Origin of the sequence: Halomonas shengliensis (assembly GCF_900104135.1) — a bacterium.
GTDB lineage: Bacteria > Pseudomonadota > Gammaproteobacteria > Pseudomonadales > Halomonadaceae > Halomonas > Halomonas shengliensis.
The window spans coordinates 55,771-74,620 of record NZ_FNIV01000012.1; the positions used below are offsets into that span (position 1 = coordinate 55,771).

Here is an 18,850-nt window from a genome sequence, read left to right on the forward strand (position 1 = left end):
GGACTACTCCACGGTGATGGTGATGACCTCCGAGGTCACCGGCGGGTCGAAGCTCAGGTGCCGGTGGTCCATGAACAACAGCTGCAGGTCATGCTCGCCCGGCGCCAGCTCCAGCGTGGTCTCGGTCTGGCCGCCGCCGAAATGGCGCATGCCGTCGTTGGCCGGCAGCGGCTGGTCGAGATCCACCGCGTCCAGCGGCGTGTCCACCAGCAGATGGTGGTGACCGGTGCCCTCGGCCTGGGTGCCGGCGGGGGCCACGCCCATCCCCCTGAGGCCCATGCGCACGGTCACCGGGCCAGAGAGGGTCGCGCCCTGCTCGGGTGAAAGGAAATAGACCTCGGCCCCCTCCGGGGCCGCGACACGTTCCATCTCGGCCATGGCCGGGGCCGCCAGCAAAGCACTGCCGGCCAGGCCCAGCGCCAGGGCAAGGATCCGTGGGTTCATGATGCTCTCCTCTGCCATCCCCGATGGCATGCAGGGCGGCAGGTGCCGCCGGATACGCCATGCGGGCTATCCAGAGCCCGCTCCCATCCTGTCAGGCTAGTCGAGAGCGGCAGGCTTGGCAGGGAGCATCGGTTGGCAACGGCAGCGCACGCCTCGCTCAGCGTCCCTTCTGGGACTCCTGCCACGCCTCGGCGGCCTCCTCCACACCGGGTTCGTCGCTGCGCTCGAGGGCCGCCCGGCGCCGGGCCTCCTCGTCGCGCACATCGTCGATCACTGTCATCAGCTCCTCCACGTCGACGGGCGCGGTGTCGTGCACGAAGCGCCCGGTGAGGCGGCTCTCCGGGTGCAGCTCACCGGCCTCATAGAGCGCCCAGATCTCCTTGCCGTAGTCGGTGGCCAAAAGCTCCGGGGCGAAGCGCCCGAAGTAGCGGCGCATGTTGTCCACGTCGCGCTCGAACATCCACTCGGCGCCGTTGTTGCCGGCGGCATCCACCGCCTGGGGCAGGTCGATGATCACCGGCCCGTCGGCGGCCAGCAGCACGTTGAACTCGGAGAGGTCGCCGTGTACCAGGCCGGCACACAGCATCCTCACCACGTCGCCGATGATCTTGGCATAGTGCTCGCGGGCCTCGTCGGCGCCGAGGGTCACGTCGTCCAGGCGCGGGGCGGTGAGCCCGTCGGCGTCGATGATCATCTCCATCAGCAGCACGCCGTCGATGAAGCCGTAGGGCTCGGGCACCCTCACGTCGGCCGCGGCCAGCCGGTAGAGGGCGTCTACCTCGGCGTTGAGCCAGGCCTGCTCCTGCTCCCTCTGGCCGTATCGGGTCTTCTTGGCCATCGCCCGGGAGCGGCGGCTGTTGCGCCCGCGCCGGCCCTCCTGGTACTGCACGGCCTGCTTGAAGCTGCGCTGCCTGGCCTCCTTGAACACCTTGGCGCAGCGCCGCTCCCCGTGGGAGCGCACCACGTAGACCTGGGCCTCCTTGCCGCTCATCAGCTGGCCCTCCACCGCCTCGATCAGGCCGTCGTCCACCAGCGGCTGCAGGCGCTTGGGTATCTTCATCGTTGCTCCCGAAGTTGGCCGATGCCTGTCATCGGCTGACCCGCCGGACGCGCACGCGGCGTCCCTTGATCCGGCCGTCGAGCAGTCGCGCCAGGGCCCGGTCGGCCACCTCGCGTCGCACGGCCACATAGGCGCTGTTGGCCAGCACCTTGATCCTGCCCACCTGGTCGCCGGCCAGCCCCGCCTCGCCGGTCAGGGCGCCGAGGATATCGCCGGGGCGTACCTTCTGCTTCTTGCCGGCGCCCAGCTGCAGGGTCGCCATGGGCGGCACCAGAGGGTCGCCGGCGAGCACCGCGCGCGGCGGCAACGCGGCTTCCTCCAGGGGCTCGCCGCGGAAGGCGTTGAGACGCGCCAGCCGGTATTCCTCACCCTCGCCGACCAGGGTGCAGGCGATGCCGGCGCTGCCGGCCCGGCCGGTACGCCCGACGCGGTGCACATGCACCTCGAGCTCCCGGGCGATGTGATAGTTGAACACCGCATCGAGCTCGGCGATATCGAGCCCACGGGCGGCCACGTCGGTGGCCACCAGGATCGAGGCGCTGCGGTTGGCGAACAGCACCAGCAGCCGATCGCGGTCGGCCTGCTCCAGGTCGCCATGCAGCGCCAGGGCGCTGAAGCCCGCCGCGTCGAGCGCCTGGGCCACCTCGTCGGTCTCGCGCTTGGTGTTGCAGAACACCACGCTCGACGCCGGACGGAGGTGCAGCAGCAGCCGGCAGAGCGCCTCCAGGCGCGCCTCGTCGCCATCATTCACCCGATAGACCCGCTCATGGATGCTGCCGGGGTCGTGGCTCTCGGCCGCCTCCACGCCGACCGGGTCGCGTATCAGCGCCGCGGCCACAGGGCGCACGGCATCGGAGAAGGTGGCGCTGAACAGCAGCGTCTGACGCGACGCCGGGGTCTCGGCGACGATCGCCTCCAGGCTCGCCTGGAAGCCCATGTCGAGCATCCTGTCCGCCTCGTCCAGCACCAGGGTCGCAAGCCCATCCAGGACGAGCGAGCCCTTGCGCAAGTGCTCCTCGATGCGACCCGGGGTGCCCACCACCAGGTGCGCGCCGTGGGCCAGGGAGGCGAGCTGGGGGCCGAAGGGGGCACCGCCGCACAGGGTCAGCACCTTGACGTTGGGCAGGGTCCGTGCCAGCCGGCGCAGCTCGCCGGCCACCTGGCCGGCCAGCTCCCGGGTCGGGCAGAGCACCAGCCCCTGCACCCGGAAGCTGGCCAGGTCGAGCCGCGAGAGCAGCCCCAGGCCGAAGGCCGCGGTCTTGCCGGAACCGGTCCTGGCCCGGGCGATCACGTCGCGGCCGGCCAGGATCGGCGGCAGGCTCTCGGCCTGGATCGGCGTCATGGCGGTGAAGCCGAGGGAGTCGAGGTTATCGAGCAGCGACGTCGCCAGCGGCAGCGTGGCGAAGGCGGCGTCGGATGGAGTATCGGACAAGGGGAGATCCTGCAGGCAAGAAAGGGCGCCGGTGACGACGAGCGCGTCGGGGTGATGACGGGGAGCGACGAGAGCCGGACGGCATGGCCCGGCAAGGCGGGCGGATGGCAGGTCGGCAGGATAGCAGAAAGCGCCGGACAGTGCCCCCGGCCGGGCTAGCGATGGCGCCTCTGCTATGATGGCCGCCACGCCCCATTCATCGCCCCACGCCGGGGCCAGAAAAGTTGCCGTGCCCATGCCGACACCCCGCCGCCAGCGCTCCACGGACGACAACGCCGCTTCCGACACGGCACAGCGACGCCACCCCGCCCCGTCGCAGCCCTTCGCCACTCTCCGCACCTGCGGGGAGCTGCGCACCAGCCTCACCTCGCTGCGCGACACCTTCAGCAATCGCCACCACTCCCTGGACTTCGCCTACTCCCACGCCCACTACCTGCGCAATCGCGTGCTGGCGGTGGGCCTCCTGTTCCTGCTGCTCACCCCGCTGTGGGCGCTGGTGGATATCGTGATGCTGCCGCGCGACCTGTGGGGGATCACCCTGAGCGGGCGCGGCCTGCTGCTGGCGGGGCTGGCCGGCGTGCTGCTGCTGGCCAGGCAGAGCCGCGAGCGAATCGGGCGCATCCGCGTGAGTGCCGGCCTGCTGCTGGCGCTGCCGGCAACCTTCTACGCCCTGGTGCTGGGGATCGTGCCCGATGGCGACGTGGCGCGGCTGGCAGGCTACGCCTTCATCCCCTTCCTGCTGGTGGCCGCCTTGAGCGTCTTCCCCTTCACCCTGGTCGAATCGCTGGCGGCGGGGGTGGCGCTGCTGTGGCTGCTGGCCTTCGCCCAGCGGGTCGATGGCAGCTGGCTGACCCCGGCGGGACTCGAGGGCCTATGGCTGCTGGCCAGCCTGTTGGCGGTCTCGCTGGCGGCCAACCACTTCCAGCTCAGCCTGCTGATGCGGGTCTACCGCCAGGCCACCCATGACCCGCTCACCGGGCTATTCAACCGCGGCGCGCTGACCCTGCACCTGGAGAAGCTGCAGGCCTGGCGCCGGCAGCAGGGAGAGACCGCCCCCGCCTGCAGCGTGCTGATGATGGATATCGATCACTTCAAGCGCATCAACGACACTCACGGCCACTCCGTGGGCGACCTGGTGCTGGCGGAGTTCGCCCGGGTCGTCAGCGATCAGACCCGCGCCGAGGACTGTGTGGCGCGCTACGGCGGCGAGGAGTTCGTGGTGCTGCTGGTAGATGCCGACGTGGCACGCGGCAGCCGCGTGGCCGAGCGCATCCGCAGCACCGTGGAAGCCCACCACTTCCCCGACCATGACCACCAGCGGGTGCCGGTCACCACCAGCATCGGCGTGGCTCGCCTCGGCGAACGGGAGACGCCCCAGCAGGCGCTGGAGCGCGCCGATGCCGCCCTCTACCGAGCCAAGGCGCAAGGCCGCAACCGCGTGACCCACGCCGACTGACCCTGTCGCTCGCTTGTCCTGCGTCAAGACGCCGCCGTTGTCCGCCGGCCAGGCGCCCCCAGGTGTGCGATAGTCGGGAGAACCATCTCCCACCGACACCCGCCACAGGAGGAGCTCCCCATGCAGCAACGCGAGGTCGATATCGCCATCATCGGCGCCGGCAGCGCCGGCCTGAGCGCCTGGCACGCCGCCCGCCAGCACAGTGACAGCGTGGTCCTGATCGAGGGCGGAGAGTACGGCACCACCTGTGCGCGGGTGGGCTGCATGCCCTCCAAGCTGCTGATCGCCGCGGCCGAGGCCGCCCACCAGGCCCGCGAGGCCGGTGGCTTCGGCATCAGGGTGAGCGGTGTCGAGGTCGACGGCCGCGCGGTGATGGCGCGGGTCAAGGAGGAGCGCGACGGCTTCGTGGGCCGGGTGCTCACGTCGATGAAGCGCATCCCCGAGGCCGACCGCCTCTCCGGCCATGCCCGCTTCGCGGACCCCCACACCCTCGAGGTGGGCGGCCATACCCGGGTCAGGGTCCGCACCATCATCATCGCCACCGGCTCGCGGCCCAGCTGGCCCGGGATGTTCGACGCCGCCGGCGACCGCTTGGTCACCAACGACGACGTCTTCGAGTGGGACGACCTGCCGGAATCCGTGGCGGTGTTCGGCCCCGGGGTGATCGGCCTGGAGCTGGGCCAGGCACTGCACCGCCTGGGGGTGCGCCTGCGGGTGTTCGGCGTGGGCGGCGCCCTGGGCCCCTTCCGCGACGCCAAGGTGCGCGAGGCAGCCGACGCCACCTTCAACGAGGCGTTCTACGTCGACCCCGACGCCAAGGTGGAGAGGATCGAACGCGACGGCGAGGGCGTGGCGATCACCTTCATCGAGCGCGACAGCGGCGAGACCCTCACCGAGCGCTTCGACTATCTGCTGGCCGCCACCGGGCGGCGCCCCAACGTCGACCGCCTGGGCCTGGAGAACGCCGGTCTCGCGCTCGACGACAAGGGGGTGCCCCGCTTCAACCGCTTCACCCTGCAGTGCCGCGGCGCCGACGACGGCCCAAGCCATGTGTTCATCGCCGGCGACGCCAACCAGGAGCTGCCGCTGCTCCACGAGGCCAACAGCGAGGGGCGCATCGCCGGCGACAACGCCGGGCGCTTCCCGGAGCCGCGCGCCGGGCGGCGCAACGTGGCGCTGTCCATCGTCTTCACAGAACCGCAGATGGCCACCGTGGGCGAGGGCCATGCCGAACTCGAGAGACGCCTGGGCGGCTGCGACTGCCTGGCCACCGGCGAGGCCTCCTTCGCCGACCAGGGTCGGGCGGTGGTGATGCGCCAGAACCGCGGCCTGATGCGCCTCTACGCCGAGCACGGCTCCGGCCAGTTCCTCGGCGCCGAGCTGTTCGGCCCGCGGGTGGAGCACATGGCCCACCTGCTGGCCTGGGCCCTGGAGCAGAGGCTCGGCGTCGGCGAGATGCTCGCCATGCCGTGGTACCACCCGGTGCTGGAGGAGGGGCTGCGCGGTGCCCTGCGCGACCTCAACGCCAACCTTCAGCAGGGCCCGGCGATCACCGAACGCTGCATGGAGTGCGGCCCCGGCGACTGACGGCGCCTGGGCCCGGCGCTCAATCCAGGGCGGCGCGCAGCGTCTCGGCGGCCGCCGACAGGTCGGCCGAGTCGGCCATGGGCAGGTTCTCCACCTGGATGTCGCTCATCGCGTCGAGCGGCGTCAGGTGGACATGCACGTGGGGCACTTCCAGGCCGACGATCAGCATGCCCACCCGCTGGCAGGGAAAGGCCCGCTTGATCGCCTTCGCCATGCGCCGCGAGACCGCCATCAGGTGCTGGTAGAGCGGCTCGGGCAGGTCGTCCCAGTGGTCGACCTCCTCGCGGGGGATCACCAGCACATGGCCGGGCTTCATCGGCTGGATGGTCATGATGACCACGCACTGGTCATCGTCGTGCACGAAGTGTCCCGGGATCTCGCCCTGCATGATGCGGGTGAAGATGCTGGCCATGGCGCCCTCCTGGCGATCTGGGGTATGGGGAAGAGGGGTAAGTGACGACTAACGTCGCCTGCAGCGGCGGCGGCAATCGGGTATGCTTGAGGCGGCAGTACCGCACGACCAAGGAGCAGAATACACGATCGATCAGTCAATCCAAGCCAGCACGGAGGTTCACATGAAGGTCTACAAACCTGAATGGCGGTGCACGTTTAGCGTAAACGAAGGCGCGGATGAATCGGCCAGCTGGAAGGAGCGGATCGCCTGGCAGCTGCGCGAGTTCGCCGACCGGCTCGATGGCGGCGGCCGGACCCTCAAGATCGATTGCGACGTCACGCCGGCGGTGAGTCGCGACGAGGTGGATACCTGCCTGGGCAAGGGCTTCGCCGTGACACAGAGCCTGCTCACCCAGCTCGCCCACCAGGCGGCCTGCGAGGACGTGATGCGCGATGCCAAGGCGGAACTCTTCGAGGAGGAGGACGCCCCGCGGCACTGAGGGCTCCCCTGCTTCCACACCCCGGGCCTGCTCGGGGTGTTTTCGTTTCTGGCGCCGGCGTTGACAGCCAGCGGCATTGCGATCTATGCATATGACAAAGGCACCCGCCTTTACCCGGCTCCGCCGGGCCTCCCCTGCCAAGGAAGCCGGTCATGGACGCGCTGCGCCATCACTCGCCCACCGACCTGGTCGACCAGCCCGAGATGCCGGCACCGCCGGCCGCGAGCTGCGTCGCCTTCGACACCGAACTCGCCACGCGCCTGGCCTGCGCCAAGGCCCGCCTCGATCGCCTGGAGCGCGACGCCGACTCCCGCGACCAGGCCGCCCTGGGGGCGGCTCGCATCGAGTTCGCCCAGGCCTCCCGCGCGGTCGCCGATGCCCTGCTGGACCGTGGGCTGGGATAAGCGACCCGCCCTGGCATGACGGGGATGCACGGCGCCGGCCGGCATGGCATCCTCGAGGCCCCCTCCGTCACCGGATACCATCATGCCGCTCGCCATCAGCCTGATCGCGCCCTCCTCGGTCACCGACGACGACGCCGTGGCGCGCGGCATCCAGGGACTGGAGTCGCTCGGCATCACGGTGAGCCTTCCCCGGCCGCTGCAGCGCCCGACCCGCTACCTGGCCGGCTCCCGGGAGTGGCGCCTGGCCCAGCTGCATGCCGCCTATGACGACCCCAAGACCCAGGCGGTGTGGGCGATCCGCGGCGGCTACGGGGCCGCCCAGCTGCTCGACGGTGTCGACTGGGCGTGCCTTTCCGCCCACCCCAAGCCCCTGGTGGGCTACTCCGACGTCACCGTGCTGCTCGACCACTGGCATCGCCACGGCCTGCCGGCCCTCCACGGTCCGGTGGTCAAGGCGGCCGCCGGCCTGCTCGACGCCTCCCCGGCCGAGCGGGAGGTGCTGACGCGGCAGTTCGAGGAGACCCTGGCGCTGATCGAGGGAGAGGTCGCGCTGACCTATCCCCTCTCGCCCTGGGGCGAGGCCCCCGCGACCCTCTCCGGCCCCCTGGCGGGCGGCAACCTCACCACCCTCGCCAGCCTGGCAGGCACCCCCGCCGCCTTCGTCGCCCCGCAGGGGGCCCTGGTGATCCTCGAGGATGTCGGCGAGCCCTGGTATCGCCTGGAGCGCGCCCTGTGGCAGCTGGTGCAGGGCGGTGCCCTGGACCGGGCTGCCGCGGTCTGTCTCGGCACCTTCGAGGGCTGCCCGCCCTGGGGCGATGCGCGGCTCGAGGCGATCCTCCTCGAGACCCTGGCGCCGCTGGGGATTCCGCTCTACCACGGCCTGCCGGTGGGCCACGGCCTGCACAACCGCCCCTGGCGCTACGGTGCCATCGGCCATATCACCCCCGGCCGGCTGGCCGTCGCCGGCTGACGCCTGAGGCCGACGGGATGCCCTGCCGGTGTTCCTTGCATAAGATTGACGCGATCTAGCGCCCATCGTCGCCCATCTTCGGGATCGCTTGCGTGTACGCGCGACGGTGGTTATTATTTGTGCAACGCAGCGGGGGAGCGTCCCTCATCGCATTGCCGCCCGCAAGCACACATCGCCCCAGCGAGAACCGCGAGGTACCACCGATGGGAACCCGATCACGCCTGATCCTGACCTGCTGCCTGGCAGGCCTCCTGACCCTCGGCACTGTGACCACCGCCAGCGCCGAGACTCAGCAGGGATACGCCTCCTACTACCATGACAAGTTCCAGGGTCGTACCACCGCCAGCGGTGCCCCCTTCGACCAGAACCAGCTGACCGCGGCCCATCGCGACTTGCCCTTCGGCACCGAGGTGGTGGTGAAGCGCCCGGACACCGGCCAGCAGGTGAAGGTGGTGATCAACGACCGCGGCCCCTTCGTCAAGGGCCGCATCATCGACCTCTCCAAGCGGGCCGCCCAGAAGCTGGGCCTGCTCAACCGGGGCGTCGCCCCGGTGATGGTCACCCAGATCAACTGACCCCCGCCACGGCGGGCGGCAGGCCCGCGCCGCTCGCCAGCTGCAGCGCGATGACGGCCATCATCCCCCCGATGGCCCCATCGATCACCCGCCACGCCGCCGGCTTCTGCAGCCACGGCGCCAGGGTCGCCCCACCCCACGCCAGCAGGCTGAACCACAGGATCGATGCCGACCCCGCCCCGGCCAGGAAGCCGCCGGTGCTGCTCTGCTGTGCCCCTATCGCCGGAATCAGCAGCAGGGTATCCAGGTAGACCTGGGGATTGAGCAGGGTCACCGCCAGGGTCGCCAGGATAACCCGGCGACGCCCCGGCGACGCGACCGCGTCGCCATCCAGCCCCTGCCGCCCGGTGGCCGCGCGCCACAGCGCCTGGGCGGCCAGCCAGGCGAGAAACACCACCCCGGCCCAGCGCATCGCCTCCATGGCCTGGGGCACCTTCAGCAGCAGCGCACTGACGCCGAGCATGCCCGCGCTGAACAGCAGCAGGTCGCTGGCCATGCACAGGCCCGCCGACCACCAGTGGTGCTGGCGCCGGATCGCCACCCCCAGCACATAGGCGTTCTGGGCGCCGATCGCCATGATGATGCCGCCGCACACCACCAGCCCGGTCAGATAGCTCTCCAGCATCGGTCCTGCTCCCACCTGTCATCGATGGGCGCAGCCTAGCCGACCCCGGTCATGCAGAAAAATCATCCTGTTAATACCCCATCAGCTGCGCTTATGCTGATGTCACAAGATCAGGACCGAAAGGCAGACCCTGCGATGCTGGACTACAAGCTGCTGGAGGCGCTGACGGCGGTGGTGGAGTGCGGCGGCTTCGAGCGCGCCGGCGCGGCGCTGGGACTGTCGCAGTCGGCGGTCTCCCAGCGCATCCGCTCGCTGGAGGTGCGCCTGGGCCAGCCGGTGCTGGTGCGCGCCCCGGCCCTGGCCCCGACCCCGGTCGGGCGGCGGCTGATCAACCACGCCCGGCGCGTGCAGCTGCTGGAGCGCGACCTGGGCCAGGCACTGCCCACCCTGGCGAGCGAGGCGCCGCGGCTACGCATCGCGGTCAACGCCGACAGCCTCGCCACCTGGTGGGCCGAGGCCGTCGGCGCGCTGTGTCGGGAGGAAGGCGTGGTGCTCGACCTGGTGGTGGAGGACCAGGACGTCGGGCTGCGCCGGCTGCGCGACGGCGACGTGGCCGCCTGCCTGTGCGCCAGCCCCCGGCCCATCGCCGGGGCCCGCGCCCTGCCGCTGGGCCAGATGAGCTACCTGCCGCTGGCTACCCCCGGCTATCGCCGGCGCCACTTCCCGGCAGGCCCCTCGGCGGAGGCCTTCCGCCACGCCCCGGCCATCGTCTTCGGCCCCCACGACCAGCTGCAGCACCGCTTCCTGGCCGATTGCGGCTACCACGGCCCCTTCCCCTACCACCTGTGCCCCGCCTCCGAGGGCTTCGTCAGGCTGGCCCAGGCGGGCATGGGCTACGGGATGATCCCGCGGATGCAGGTGGCGGGGCCGCTGGCGCGCGGCGAGCTGGTCAGCATCGCCCCGGGCCAGGCGCTGGCGGTACCGCTCTACTGGCACCGCTGGCGCCATAGCGGGAGGCTGATCGAGCGGCTGACCGACGCGCTGGGCGCGGTCAGCCTGGCCTGAAGGACACGCGGCGACGACTTGCGCTACGAGTCGGTGCCAACCTTGTCCTGGGTCTGCGTCTCGAAGTCGCTGGCGGCGTGGCGCTCGTGGAGCTGCATCGACGGCTCTCCGAAGGTGCGGTTGACCATGCGTCCGCGCTGCACCGCCGGGCGCGCGTCGATCTCCCTGGCCCAGCGCTGCACGTGGGTGTACTCCTGCACCTGCAGGAACTCGCCGGCGTCATACAGCCGCCCCAGCACCAGCTGGCCGTACCAGGGCCAGTTGGCGATATCGGCGATGGTGTAGGCGTCGCCGGCCAGGTAGCGATGCTCGGCCAGGCGACGGTCCAGCACGTCGAGCTGGCGCTTGGTCTCCATGGCGTAGCGGTCGATGGGGTACTCCAGCTTCTCCGGCGCATAGGCGTAGAAATGGCCGAAGCCGCCCCCCAGGAAGGGGGCGCTGCCCATCTGCCAGAACAGCCAGTTTAGGGTCTCGGTGCGCGTGGCAGGGTCGCCCGGCAGGAACTCGCCGAAGCGCTCCGCCAGGTAGAGCAGGATGGCGCCGGATTCGAACACGCGGGTCGGCGGCTGGGTGGAGTGATCCATCAGCGCCGGGATCTTGGAGTTGGGGTTCACCTCGACGAAGCCGCTGCCGAACTGGTCACCCTCGCCGATGCGGATCAGCCAGGCGTCGTACTCCGCCTGACGGTGCCCCAGCGCCAGCAGCTCCTCGAACATCACCGTCACCTTGACCCCGTTGGGTGTGCCCATGGAGTAGAGCTGGAAGGGGTGCTCGCCCACCGGCAGCGCCTTCTCGTGGGTCGGCCCGGCCACCGGCCGGTTGATGCTGGCGAAGGCGCCCCCGCTCGGCTGCTCCCACTTCCACACCTTCGGCGGCACATACTGGTTGTGATCGCTCATGCGCTCTCCTGGTTGCGAAGCCGCCCCGGGCATCGGGGCGGCGGCGTAAGGCCGGGCTTCACCATAGCGGGTCCGGAGGGCGGATTCGAGGGGTGGGCAGCGGGCACGGCAGCAGAACGGCGGGCCCTTGGGCCCGCCGCTCTGTCCTTACCCTGCCGGGGCGAGATCACATCCGGCAGGCCTCGTCAGGCGCCTCCAGCTGCCGATGCGCCACCGAGAGTACCTCATGGCGTCCATCGCGGATCTCGCGCAGGTAGACATTCTGGATCGGGTGGTGGGATGCGGAGAAGCGCAGCGGGCCACGCGGGCTGTCGAGCTCCACCTCGGCAAGCGCCGCGAACAGCGCATCGCGATCCCGGGTGTCACCCTCGACGGTGGTGAACGCCTCGGCCAGCATCGCACCGGTGTCATAGCCGTGGACCGCATAGGCATCGGGGGTCTCGCCATAGGCCGCCTCATAAGCGGAGACGAAGGCCCGGTTCTCCTCGCTCTCCAGGGTCTCGGCGTAGTGCAGCGTGGTCAGCACCCCCTCCCCCGCCTCTCCCAGTGCCGTGAGGTTGCCCTCGGTCATGAACCCCGAGCCCAGCAGGGGAATGCTCTCCTTGAGCCCGGCCGCGGCATAGTCACGCACGAAGCTGACCCCGCCACCGCCGGCGAAGAAGGTATAGACGGCATCCGGCGCCAGGCTGGCAATCTGCGTCAGGTAGCTCTGGAACTCGGTGCTGGGAAACGGCACCAGGATCTGCTCCATGACCTCCCCACCTGCCTCGCTGAAGGCCTCCTCGAAGGCCGCGACATCCTCCTTGCCACCCGCATAGTCCCAGGTGATGGTGACCACGCGGCGATGGCCACGATCATGCGCCACCTTCCCCATGGGATAGGCGTCCTGCCACATGTTATGGGAGGTTCGGAAGACATTGGGCATGCACAGCTCGTTGGTGGCCGCCCCGAGGCCCGCGTTGGGGATGATGGTGAGGGCACCGGTCTGCTTGGCGACACGCAACATGCCCATCGCTACCCCGGAGTGCACCGGGCCGATCACCGCATCGACCCGGTCACTCTTGACCAGACGGCTCATGTTCTGGGGTGCCTTCGAGGGATTGGCCTCGGAGTCGAGCTCGACATACTCGACGCGCCGCCCGCCGAGCTCCCCTCCCTGCTGCTCGATGGCAAGCTTCAAGCCGTTGGTGATCGCCTCACCCAGGGCGGCGTAGGTACCGGTATAGGGCAGCATCAGGCCCAGCTTGACCGGTGCGCTCTCCTCGGCCAGTGCGGCCTGGCCGCTCAGCAGCAGGCCGGCGCCCAGCAGCGACATCAGGATCTTGTTGTTCGATTTCATCATCACACTCTCATCTCAGGGACAGGTGGTTGGTGTCGTGGCAGCACGCGCTTGTCATACCGCTCAGGCTTCCTGTGCCACCCCCACCGAGTGCCGCCAGCCGAGTCGGCGACGCGCCTGACTGACGTCATCCTCGGGGTCGTGGTGCCACAGCCAGTCGAAGCGGGTCTCGAGGTTGTCGATCAGCCTCGCCTCGTCGTCGCCGATGCCTTCGCCGGCGAACTCGTAGACGTTCCCCGCCTCGTGGGAGGTGCGCTGCACCCGGCAGGTGCGCGGATGGCGGACCGCCTCGAAGGCCGCCAGCACGCGCTGGACGCTCTCCCGGGTGCAGGCCTCGTCGCCCAGCAGGCTGGCCAGCACATAAGCGTCCTCTAGGGCCTGGCCGGCACCGGCGCCCTGGTGGGGCACCAGCGCATGGGCGGCATCGCCCACCAGCAGCACGCGGCCTCGGTGGTAGCGGGGCAGCTCGGGCAGCTCATGCAGCGCCCAGCGGGTCGGTTCGGGGATGCACTCGAGGATCGCCCGGGACGCCGCGCCCCAGCCGGCGAAGACCTCCAGCATCTCCTGCTGGGTGACGGCCTGGACCCACTCCTCCCCTTCGGGCAGCTGCGGCTCGGCGGTGGAGCGGTCGGTGATGAAGGCCACCACGTTGATCAGCGCCGACTGCTTGACCGGGAAGGTGAGGATATGGCGGTCGTGGCCCAGGTACATCTGGGGCACCAGGGCCAGGCGCCGGTCGGCCCCCTTGCCCGCCAGGGCCTCTTCCAGCCGGGCGGTGGGGATCATGCCGCGATAAGCGTAGGTGCCGCTCCAGAAGGGGGCGATCTCACCGTGCTCCTCGGCGGGCAGCACATTGGCGCGTACCGCCGACTTGATGCCGTCGAAGCCGATCAGGATATCGGCGGTGAAGGCGGTGCCGTCGGCGAAGTGGGCGGTGGCGCCCTCCTCCGTTTGGGTGACCTCGATGCAGCGCTTGCCGAAGTGCGCGATCCCCTCGGGCAGGTGAGCCACGATGGCATCCAGGAAGTCCGCTCGATGCACCGAGGACTGCCCGCAGCCGGGCGCCAGGGTGGCGGTCAGGTAGCCATCGTCGCGGCCGCGGCGCCACTCGAACCAGACGTCCTCGAAGGGCGCCGGGGAGGCGTCGGCGATGCGCCGATAGGCCTCCTCCAGGCCGAGCCGCTGGATGGCGCACACGGCGTTGGGGCCGAAGGAGACCCCGGCGCCGATCTCGGAGAACTGCGGTGCCGCCTCGAAGAGCTGCACGTCGAGGTCGGGGAAGCGGGACAGGGCCACGGCGAAGGCCACACCGCCGATGCCGCCGCCGATGATGGCGACGGACAGGCGGGAATCAGTGGGGGACGCGGTGGTGTGCTGAGTCATGCTGGGCTCTCCGTCAGGGATGCGGTTCTTGTCATGGCATCGGGCGATGGCACGCAGGCTAGAGCCCCTTCGGTATTCACACAACGCAGCCACTTTCATACATAGAATAAGCAAGCGTAATATCACTGGTAATACAGGTTATTGGGCGAGACGAGACATGTTGCGGCTGGCGGATATCGACGTGAACCTGCTGGTGGTCTTCGACCTGATCTACCGCGAGGGCAGCACCCAGCGGGCTGCCGAGCGGCTCGGGGTGACCCAGCCCGCCGTCAGCCACGCGCTCAAGCGCTTGCGCAAGCTGCTCGGTGATGAACTCTTCGAACGCACCGCCAGGGGGCTTTCGCCGACGCCCCGGGCGGACCAGCTTCACCCCGGCATCGCCGAGGCGCTGGCCCGGCTGCATGACACCCTCAACCTGGGCGATGACTTCGACCCGGCGACCAGCGAGCGCACCTTCCAGCTGGCGATGACCGATATCGGCGAGATCGTCTTCCTGCCGCGGCTGCTCGAGCACCTCGCTCGGGTGGCCCCCGGCATCCGGCTCAGCACGGTGCGCAGCCATCGGGAGGACCTGAAACGGGAGATGGAGGAGGGACGGATCGACCTGGCCATCGGTCTGATCCCCCAGCTGGGCGCCGGCTTCTACCAGCAGCAGCTCTTCGTGCAGCGCTATGTCTGCCTGATGCGCAGGGATCACCCCCTGGCAGGAGGCGGCTTCGACATGGAAGCCTTCAGGACCGCCACCCACGCGGTGGTGGTGGCGAAGGGCACCGGACACGGCATCGTCGAGGAGCGGCTCGCCCGGGCGGGCATCGAGCGCCCGGTCCGTCTGCAACTGCCCCACTTCGCCGCGGTGCCCTACATCGTCAGCGAGAGCGACCTGGTGGTCACGGTGACCGACAAGTTCGCCGAGGCGACCCGGGAACGCTTCGGCCTGGCGGTGCAGGAGCACCCCCTGCCCTTCCCCGAGATCCCCATCAACCTCTTCTGGCACCGCCGCTACCACCGCGACGCCGGCAACCGCTGGCTGCGCGGCCTGCTCTTCACGATGTTTGCCGAATAGGATGTTCACCGAAAAAATAGGCGGCACCTGCCAGGGCAGGCGCCGCCTCTTGACGACAGCCAATGCCGACTCAGTCGCCGATCTTCAGCACCGGCTTGACGGTGGTACCGCTCTTCGAGTCCTCGAAGGCCTGGTTGATCTGCTCCGGCGCATAGAACTTCACCAGCCTGTCGAAGGGGAAGCGCCCCGCCTTGAAGTAGGCCACCAGCTGCGGGATGAAGACCCGTGGCACGGAGTCGCCCTCGATCACCCCGATCATCGACTTGCCCTCGGCCATCAGGTCGTGGTGCACGTCCAGGGTCACCTCGGGGGTGACGCCGACGATGGCCGAGACACCCAGCGGCTTGAGCGCGTTCAGCGACTGGCGCACCACGGCCGGCACCCCGGTGGTCTCCACGGCGTACTCGCTGCCGCCGCCGGTGATCTCGCGGACCCGCTCGACGGTCTCCTCCCGCTGGCCATTGATCGTCCGGGTCGCCCCCAGTTCCAGGGCCAGCTCGAGGCGGCTGTCGTGGACGTCCACCGCGATGATCTCGCGGCAGCCGGCGATGCGCGCCGCCATGATGGCGGAGAGCCCCACCGCCCCACAGCCGAAGACCACCAGGCTCGTGCCGAACTCGGGCCTGAGGCGGTTGAGCACGGTGCCGGCACCTGTCTGGATGCCGCAGCCCAGCGGGCCGAGCAGCGCCAGGTCCACCTCGGGGTCCACCTTCACCGCATTGCGGGCGCTGACCACGGCGTGGCTGGCGAACGAGGACTGGCCGAAGAAGGTCGCCAGGTCCTCGCCGTCACGGGCCAGGCGGTAGCCGCCGTCGTCCATGGCACCGCCGAAGTTGAGCTCGTTGAAGGTATCGCAGACGGTGGGGTGCCCGGTCAGGCAATGGCCACAGCCGCCACAATGGGCGAACGACAGCACCACGTGGTCCCCCACCGCGAGCCCGCCCACCCCCTCGCCGAGGGCCTCCACCACGCCGGCGCCCTCGTGGCCCAGCACGATGGGGAAGGGCGCGATGCCCAGGTCCCTGGCCACGGCGTCGGTATGGCACACCCCTGTGGCCACGATGCGCACGCGGATCTCGCCTAGGGCGGGCTCGGCCAGCTCGACCGCTTGCCACTCGAAGTCGCTGCCCTGCTCGGCAGTGACTGCCGCTTGAATCTGCATGGTGTCTCTCCTCAATCGAAGGCCCCGCCCGGCCGGCGGCCGAACGGGGTCGTTAGCGCTCCGGCGATGCCCCGGCCGCCACCTGGGTGGCCGCCGGGAGGGCTCACAGGAACTTGGTGAGCTGCAGGCGGATGGCGTCGCCCTCGCTCTCCAGGCCCTTGAGGCCACCGCCCTCGGCATCGTACTCGTGGTAGGCGGCCCCCTTGAGCATCACCCCGGCCGAGGGCCAGAGGTAGCCCGCCTCGACGCCGATGGCATGGCGCTCGGCCTTGGCGGTGGTCGCAGCACCCTCGTCGGCCTCCAGCTGCCAGGCGTCGTAGCCCACCAGGCCGAGTTCGAGGCCGTTCTCCAGGCGATGACCGATGCCCCACTCCACCAGCCAACTGTCCCCGGGGGTGATGCCGGTGTCGTCCTGCTCGGTCTTGACCTCGTAGCGCGACAGCGCCGAGACGTTCCAGGTCTTCTTGGCATCTAGGTGCCACATGCCGCCCAGGGTGAGCATGGTGGTGCCGTACCCCTTGCCCGCCGAGGCCGGGTTGTCGGCGTCGAAGTCGGCGGTGTCGAACCAGTGACCGGCGGCGAAGGTGGCGTCCCACTGCTCGCCGTGCCAGCCCAGGATCACCGGGCCGACGAACACATCGCCGACCCCGTAGTCGTCGAAGCTCCGGCCGGCGACATCGAGGTCGAGCTCGACATCGAGCATCGGGATGATGGTCTCGACACCATAGTCGGCCCCGAGGAACGTCTTGCCGGTCATCCAGATGAAGCGATGCGCCAGGGCATTGACCGAGCCGCTGTTGCTGCCTGGCGCGGCATCACCCTTGGCATCACGGAAGCTGTCGATGTCGTAGCGCATCAGGTAGGCGCGGTAGTAGAGGCCCGCGGGCGGCGCGGCGGCGGCGCTCAGCCCCTCGATGCCCGGCACGTAGTGACCGTTGACGGCGAGTGCCGGCGTGGCGGCGAGGGTGGTGCCCAGCAGGGCCGCCAGCCGGAAGCTGTGTTGCAGTGTCATGGCGTCTTGTCTCTGTTGTTGGCATGGCCCACCGCCCGCGCGATGCGGGCGGCAGGCGTGACGTGGGGTTCGACTCAGAAGGGGTAGCCGCGCGGCGTGTGCTGCACGCTGATCCACTGGTCGGTGGTGAACTCCTCGATGGCCCAGTCGCCGTTGAAGCGGCCGAGGCCGGAGTTCTTCTCGCCGCCGAAGGGCACGTGGGCCTCGTCGTTGACCGGCATGTCGTTCACATGGGTCATGCCCGCCTTGATGCCCTGGGCGAAGCGTGCCCCGCGGGCCAGGTCGGCGGTGAACACCGCGCTGGAGAGGCCATACTCGCTCGAGTTGGCGAGCTCCAGGGCATGCGCCTCGTCACGCGCCTTCTGGATGCCCACCAGCGGTCCGAAGATCTCCTCGCGGCTGATCTCCATCTCCGGGGTGACATCGCCGAACACATGGGGCGGCACCAGCTGGCCATCGATCTCGCCATCGAGCAGCACGGTGGCACCCTCCTGCCGGGCGGTGGCGATCTTGGCCTCGAGCCCCTCGCGCTGCTTGGCGTTGATGATCGGCCCGACCACGGTGGCCATGTCGTCCGGGTCGCCGACCTGGAGGCCCTTGACCTTGGCAACGAAGCGCTCGACGAAGGCGTCGTAGCGCGAGGCATCGACGATGATGCGGTTGATCGCCATGCAGATCTGCCCCTGGTGCAGGAACTTGCCCATGGCCGCGGCGTTCACCGCCTGGTCGATATCGGCATCGTCGAGCACCACGAAGGGGCTGTTGCCGCCCAGCTCCAGCGCCACCTTCTTGATATGCTCGCCACCGCTGCAGATGCCGCCGATGCGGCGCCCCACCGGGGTCGAGCCGGTGAAGGAGATCATGCGGGGCACGCGATGCTCGACGAAGGCATCGCCGATCTCGCTGCCGGCGCCCACCACCACGCTGAGCAGTCCGCTGGGCAGGCCGGCCTCCTCGAAGATCCTGGCCAGCAGCAGGCCGCCGGTGACCGGGGTGTCGCTGGCCGGCTTGACCACCACGGCGTTGCCCAGCGCCAGCGCCGGGGCGATGGAGCGCTGCGAGAGGTGCAGCGGGAAGTTCCAGGGGCTGATCACCCCCACCACGCCCAGCGGCTTGCGGTAGACGCGGTTCTCCTTGCCCGGCACGTTGGAGGCCAGGGTCATGCCATGCACCCGGCCCGGCATGCTGGCGGCCTCCTGGGTGATGCCGCGCGCCGCGCCCCACTCGACGTTGGCCTTGAGCCGGGTGCTGCCCGACTCGCGGATCAGCCAGCCGATGATCTCCTCCTTGCGGGCATCGAAGATCTCCACCACCCGCTGCAGCAGGGCGCTGCGCTCGGCGGGCGGGGTCGCCGCCCACTCGGCCTGGGCCTGCTCGGCCGCCAGGAAGGCGGCATCGAGGTCGCCGCGATCCGCCAGGCGGATATCGAGCAGCTCACCGCCGTCATAGGGGTTGGTCACCGTGGTACGGCGCTCGCTTGCCCCCTCGCGCCACTCGCCGGCGATGGGCTGCAGATGGAAATCGCGGTATGCAGTCGTCAT

19 protein-coding genes are annotated in these 18,850 nt (G+C 69.9%); 8 read left to right on the forward strand and 11 right to left on the reverse strand.

The window, feature by feature from the left end; all coding sequences use genetic code 11:
* Window positions 1-3: 3 nt before the first annotated feature.
* From BLP95_RS14700 to dbpA, 3 genes are all read right to left on the reverse strand, one after another.
* Window positions 4-444, reverse strand: coding sequence for a DUF4399 domain-containing protein (locus BLP95_RS14700; protein WP_023004397.1), 441 nt, complete (start codon window positions 442-444; stop codon window positions 4-6).
* Window positions 445-601: 157 nt separating this feature from the next.
* Window positions 602-1,504, reverse strand: coding sequence for a PA4780 family RIO1-like protein kinase (locus BLP95_RS14705; RefSeq protein WP_089680684.1), 903 nt, complete (start codon window positions 1,502-1,504; stop codon window positions 602-604).
* A 28-nt stretch (window positions 1,505-1,532) separates the two neighbouring features.
* The gene (dbpA, locus tag BLP95_RS14710) at window positions 1,533-2,936 is read right to left on the reverse strand and encodes an ATP-dependent RNA helicase DbpA (protein WP_245678770.1); all 1,404 of its coding nucleotides are present in this window, start codon (window positions 2,934-2,936) and stop codon (window positions 1,533-1,535) included.
* A gap of 235 nt (window positions 2,937-3,171) precedes the next feature.
* Here dbpA and BLP95_RS14715 point away from each other — a divergent pair, with 235 nt between their 5' ends.
* Together BLP95_RS14715 and BLP95_RS14720 are read left to right on the forward strand one after the other, a co-directional pair.
* Window positions 3,172-4,392, forward strand: coding sequence for a GGDEF domain-containing protein (locus BLP95_RS14715; protein WP_176760306.1), 1,221 nt, complete (start codon window positions 3,172-3,174; stop codon window positions 4,390-4,392).
* Between the two features lie 120 nt (window positions 4,393-4,512).
* Window positions 4,513-5,979, forward strand: a complete 1,467-nt coding sequence (locus BLP95_RS14720) for a dihydrolipoyl dehydrogenase (RefSeq protein ID WP_089680688.1) — start codon at window positions 4,513-4,515, stop codon at window positions 5,977-5,979.
* A gap of 19 nt (window positions 5,980-5,998) precedes the next feature.
* Here BLP95_RS14720 and BLP95_RS14725 read toward each other — a convergent pair whose 3' ends face one another.
* Window positions 5,999-6,391 (reverse strand): HIT family protein, encoded by a 393-nt coding sequence (locus BLP95_RS14725; protein ID WP_089680690.1) that lies wholly within the window; start codon window positions 6,389-6,391, stop codon window positions 5,999-6,001.
* Between the two features lie 163 nt (window positions 6,392-6,554).
* Between BLP95_RS14725 and BLP95_RS14730 the strand changes: the two genes are divergently transcribed.
* From BLP95_RS14730 to BLP95_RS14745, 4 genes are all read left to right on the forward strand, one after another.
* Window positions 6,555-6,872, forward strand: a complete 318-nt coding sequence (locus tag BLP95_RS14730) for a hypothetical protein (protein WP_023004402.1) — start codon at window positions 6,555-6,557, stop codon at window positions 6,870-6,872.
* 152 nt (window positions 6,873-7,024) lie between these two features.
* Window positions 7,025-7,276, forward strand: coding sequence for a hypothetical protein (locus BLP95_RS14735; protein WP_089680693.1), 252 nt, complete (start codon window positions 7,025-7,027; stop codon window positions 7,274-7,276).
* Between the two features lie 82 nt (window positions 7,277-7,358).
* Window positions 7,359-8,246 carry an LD-carboxypeptidase gene (locus tag BLP95_RS14740; protein WP_089680695.1) on the forward strand — a complete coding sequence of 296 codons (888 nt, stop codon included), beginning with the start codon at window positions 7,359-7,361 and terminating at the stop codon, window positions 8,244-8,246.
* 203 nt (window positions 8,247-8,449) lie between these two features.
* Window positions 8,450-8,821 (forward strand): septal ring lytic transglycosylase RlpA family protein, encoded by a 372-nt coding sequence (locus BLP95_RS14745; protein WP_089680697.1) that lies wholly within the window; start codon window positions 8,450-8,452, stop codon window positions 8,819-8,821.
* Here BLP95_RS14745 and BLP95_RS14750 read toward each other — a convergent pair.
* Window positions 8,814-9,446 (reverse strand): LysE/ArgO family amino acid transporter, encoded by a 633-nt coding sequence (locus BLP95_RS14750; protein ID WP_089680699.1) that lies wholly within the window; start codon window positions 9,444-9,446, stop codon window positions 8,814-8,816. The genes BLP95_RS14745 and BLP95_RS14750 overlap by 8 nt on opposite strands.
* Window positions 9,447-9,581: 135 nt before the next feature.
* Here BLP95_RS14750 and BLP95_RS14755 point away from each other — a divergent pair, with 135 nt between their 5' ends.
* Window positions 9,582-10,451, forward strand: a complete 870-nt coding sequence (locus tag BLP95_RS14755; protein WP_089680701.1) for a LysR family transcriptional regulator ArgP — start codon at window positions 9,582-9,584, stop codon at window positions 10,449-10,451.
* Window positions 10,452-10,474: 23 nt separating this feature from the next.
* Here the strand turns inward: BLP95_RS14755 and yghU are convergent, their stop codons facing one another.
* The 3 genes from yghU to salA form a co-directional block, all read right to left on the reverse strand.
* Window positions 10,475-11,350, reverse strand: coding sequence for a glutathione-dependent disulfide-bond oxidoreductase (gene yghU / locus BLP95_RS14760; RefSeq protein WP_089680703.1), 876 nt, complete (start codon window positions 11,348-11,350; stop codon window positions 10,475-10,477).
* 166 nt (window positions 11,351-11,516) lie between these two features.
* Window positions 11,517-12,692, reverse strand: coding sequence for an ABC transporter substrate-binding protein (locus tag BLP95_RS14765; RefSeq protein WP_342670390.1), 1,176 nt, complete (start codon window positions 12,690-12,692; stop codon window positions 11,517-11,519).
* Between the two features lie 60 nt (window positions 12,693-12,752).
* Window positions 12,753-14,072 carry a salicylate 1-monooxygenase gene (gene salA / locus BLP95_RS14770; protein WP_089680706.1) on the reverse strand — a complete coding sequence of 440 codons (1,320 nt, stop codon included), beginning with the start codon at window positions 14,070-14,072 and terminating at the stop codon, window positions 12,753-12,755.
* A gap of 157 nt (window positions 14,073-14,229) precedes the next feature.
* Here salA and BLP95_RS14775 point away from each other — a divergent pair, with 157 nt between their 5' ends.
* Window positions 14,230-15,135 (forward strand): LysR family transcriptional regulator, encoded by a 906-nt coding sequence (locus BLP95_RS14775; protein ID WP_089680708.1) that lies wholly within the window; start codon window positions 14,230-14,232, stop codon window positions 15,133-15,135.
* A 70-nt stretch (window positions 15,136-15,205) separates the two neighbouring features.
* On the opposite strand, the gene BLP95_RS14780 is transcribed toward BLP95_RS14775, so the two are convergent.
* From BLP95_RS14780 to BLP95_RS14790, 3 genes are all read right to left on the reverse strand, one after another.
* Window positions 15,206-16,297, reverse strand: a complete 1,092-nt coding sequence (locus BLP95_RS14780; RefSeq protein ID WP_089680709.1) for an NAD(P)-dependent alcohol dehydrogenase — start codon at window positions 16,295-16,297, stop codon at window positions 15,206-15,208.
* A gap of 103 nt (window positions 16,298-16,400) precedes the next feature.
* The gene (locus BLP95_RS14785) at window positions 16,401-17,309 is read right to left on the reverse strand and encodes a SphA family protein (RefSeq protein ID WP_089680711.1); all 909 of its coding nucleotides are present in this window, start codon (window positions 17,307-17,309) and stop codon (window positions 16,401-16,403) included.
* Between the two features lie 74 nt (window positions 17,310-17,383).
* The gene (locus BLP95_RS14790; RefSeq protein ID WP_089680713.1) at window positions 17,384-18,850 is read right to left on the reverse strand and encodes an aldehyde dehydrogenase family protein; all 1,467 of its coding nucleotides are present in this window, start codon (window positions 18,848-18,850) and stop codon (window positions 17,384-17,386) included.

Coding starts and splice junctions, on each gene's coding strand:
- BLP95_RS14700 (WP_023004397.1), bottom strand. CDS start 444: ATGAACCCACGGATCCTTGCCCTGGCGCTGGGCCTGGCCGGCAGTGCT.
- BLP95_RS14705 (WP_089680684.1), bottom strand. CDS start 1,504: ATGAAGATACCCAAGCGCCTGCAGCCGCTGGTGGACGACGGCCTGATC.
- BLP95_RS14715 (WP_176760306.1), top strand. CDS start 3,172: ATGCCGACACCCCGCCGCCAGCGCTCCACGGACGACAACGCCGCTTCC.
- BLP95_RS14720 (WP_089680688.1), top strand. CDS start 4,513: ATGCAGCAACGCGAGGTCGATATCGCCATCATCGGCGCCGGCAGCGCC.
- BLP95_RS14725 (WP_089680690.1), bottom strand. CDS start 6,391: ATGGCCAGCATCTTCACCCGCATCATGCAGGGCGAGATCCCGGGACAC.
- BLP95_RS14730 (WP_023004402.1), top strand. CDS start 6,555: ATGAAGGTCTACAAACCTGAATGGCGGTGCACGTTTAGCGTAAACGAA.
- BLP95_RS14735 (WP_089680693.1), top strand. CDS start 7,025: ATGGACGCGCTGCGCCATCACTCGCCCACCGACCTGGTCGACCAGCCC.
- BLP95_RS14740 (WP_089680695.1), top strand. CDS start 7,359: ATGCCGCTCGCCATCAGCCTGATCGCGCCCTCCTCGGTCACCGACGAC.
- BLP95_RS14745 (WP_089680697.1), top strand. CDS start 8,450: ATGGGAACCCGATCACGCCTGATCCTGACCTGCTGCCTGGCAGGCCTC.
- BLP95_RS14750 (WP_089680699.1), bottom strand. CDS start 9,446: ATGCTGGAGAGCTATCTGACCGGGCTGGTGGTGTGCGGCGGCATCATC.
- BLP95_RS14755 (WP_089680701.1), top strand. CDS start 9,582: ATGCTGGACTACAAGCTGCTGGAGGCGCTGACGGCGGTGGTGGAGTGC.
- yghU (WP_089680703.1), bottom strand. CDS start 11,350: ATGAGCGATCACAACCAGTATGTGCCGCCGAAGGTGTGGAAGTGGGAG.
- BLP95_RS14765 (WP_342670390.1), bottom strand. CDS start 12,692: ATGATGAAATCGAACAACAAGATCCTGATGTCGCTGCTGGGCGCCGGC.
- salA (WP_089680706.1), bottom strand. CDS start 14,072: ATGACTCAGCACACCACCGCGTCCCCCACTGATTCCCGCCTGTCCGTC.
- BLP95_RS14775 (WP_089680708.1), top strand. CDS start 14,230: ATGTTGCGGCTGGCGGATATCGACGTGAACCTGCTGGTGGTCTTCGAC.
- BLP95_RS14780 (WP_089680709.1), bottom strand. CDS start 16,297: ATGCAGATTCAAGCGGCAGTCACTGCCGAGCAGGGCAGCGACTTCGAG.
- BLP95_RS14785 (WP_089680711.1), bottom strand. CDS start 17,309: ATGACACTGCAACACAGCTTCCGGCTGGCGGCCCTGCTGGGCACCACC.
- BLP95_RS14790 (WP_089680713.1), bottom strand. CDS start 18,850: ATGACGACTGCATACCGCGATTTCCATCTGCAGCCCATCGCCGGCGAG.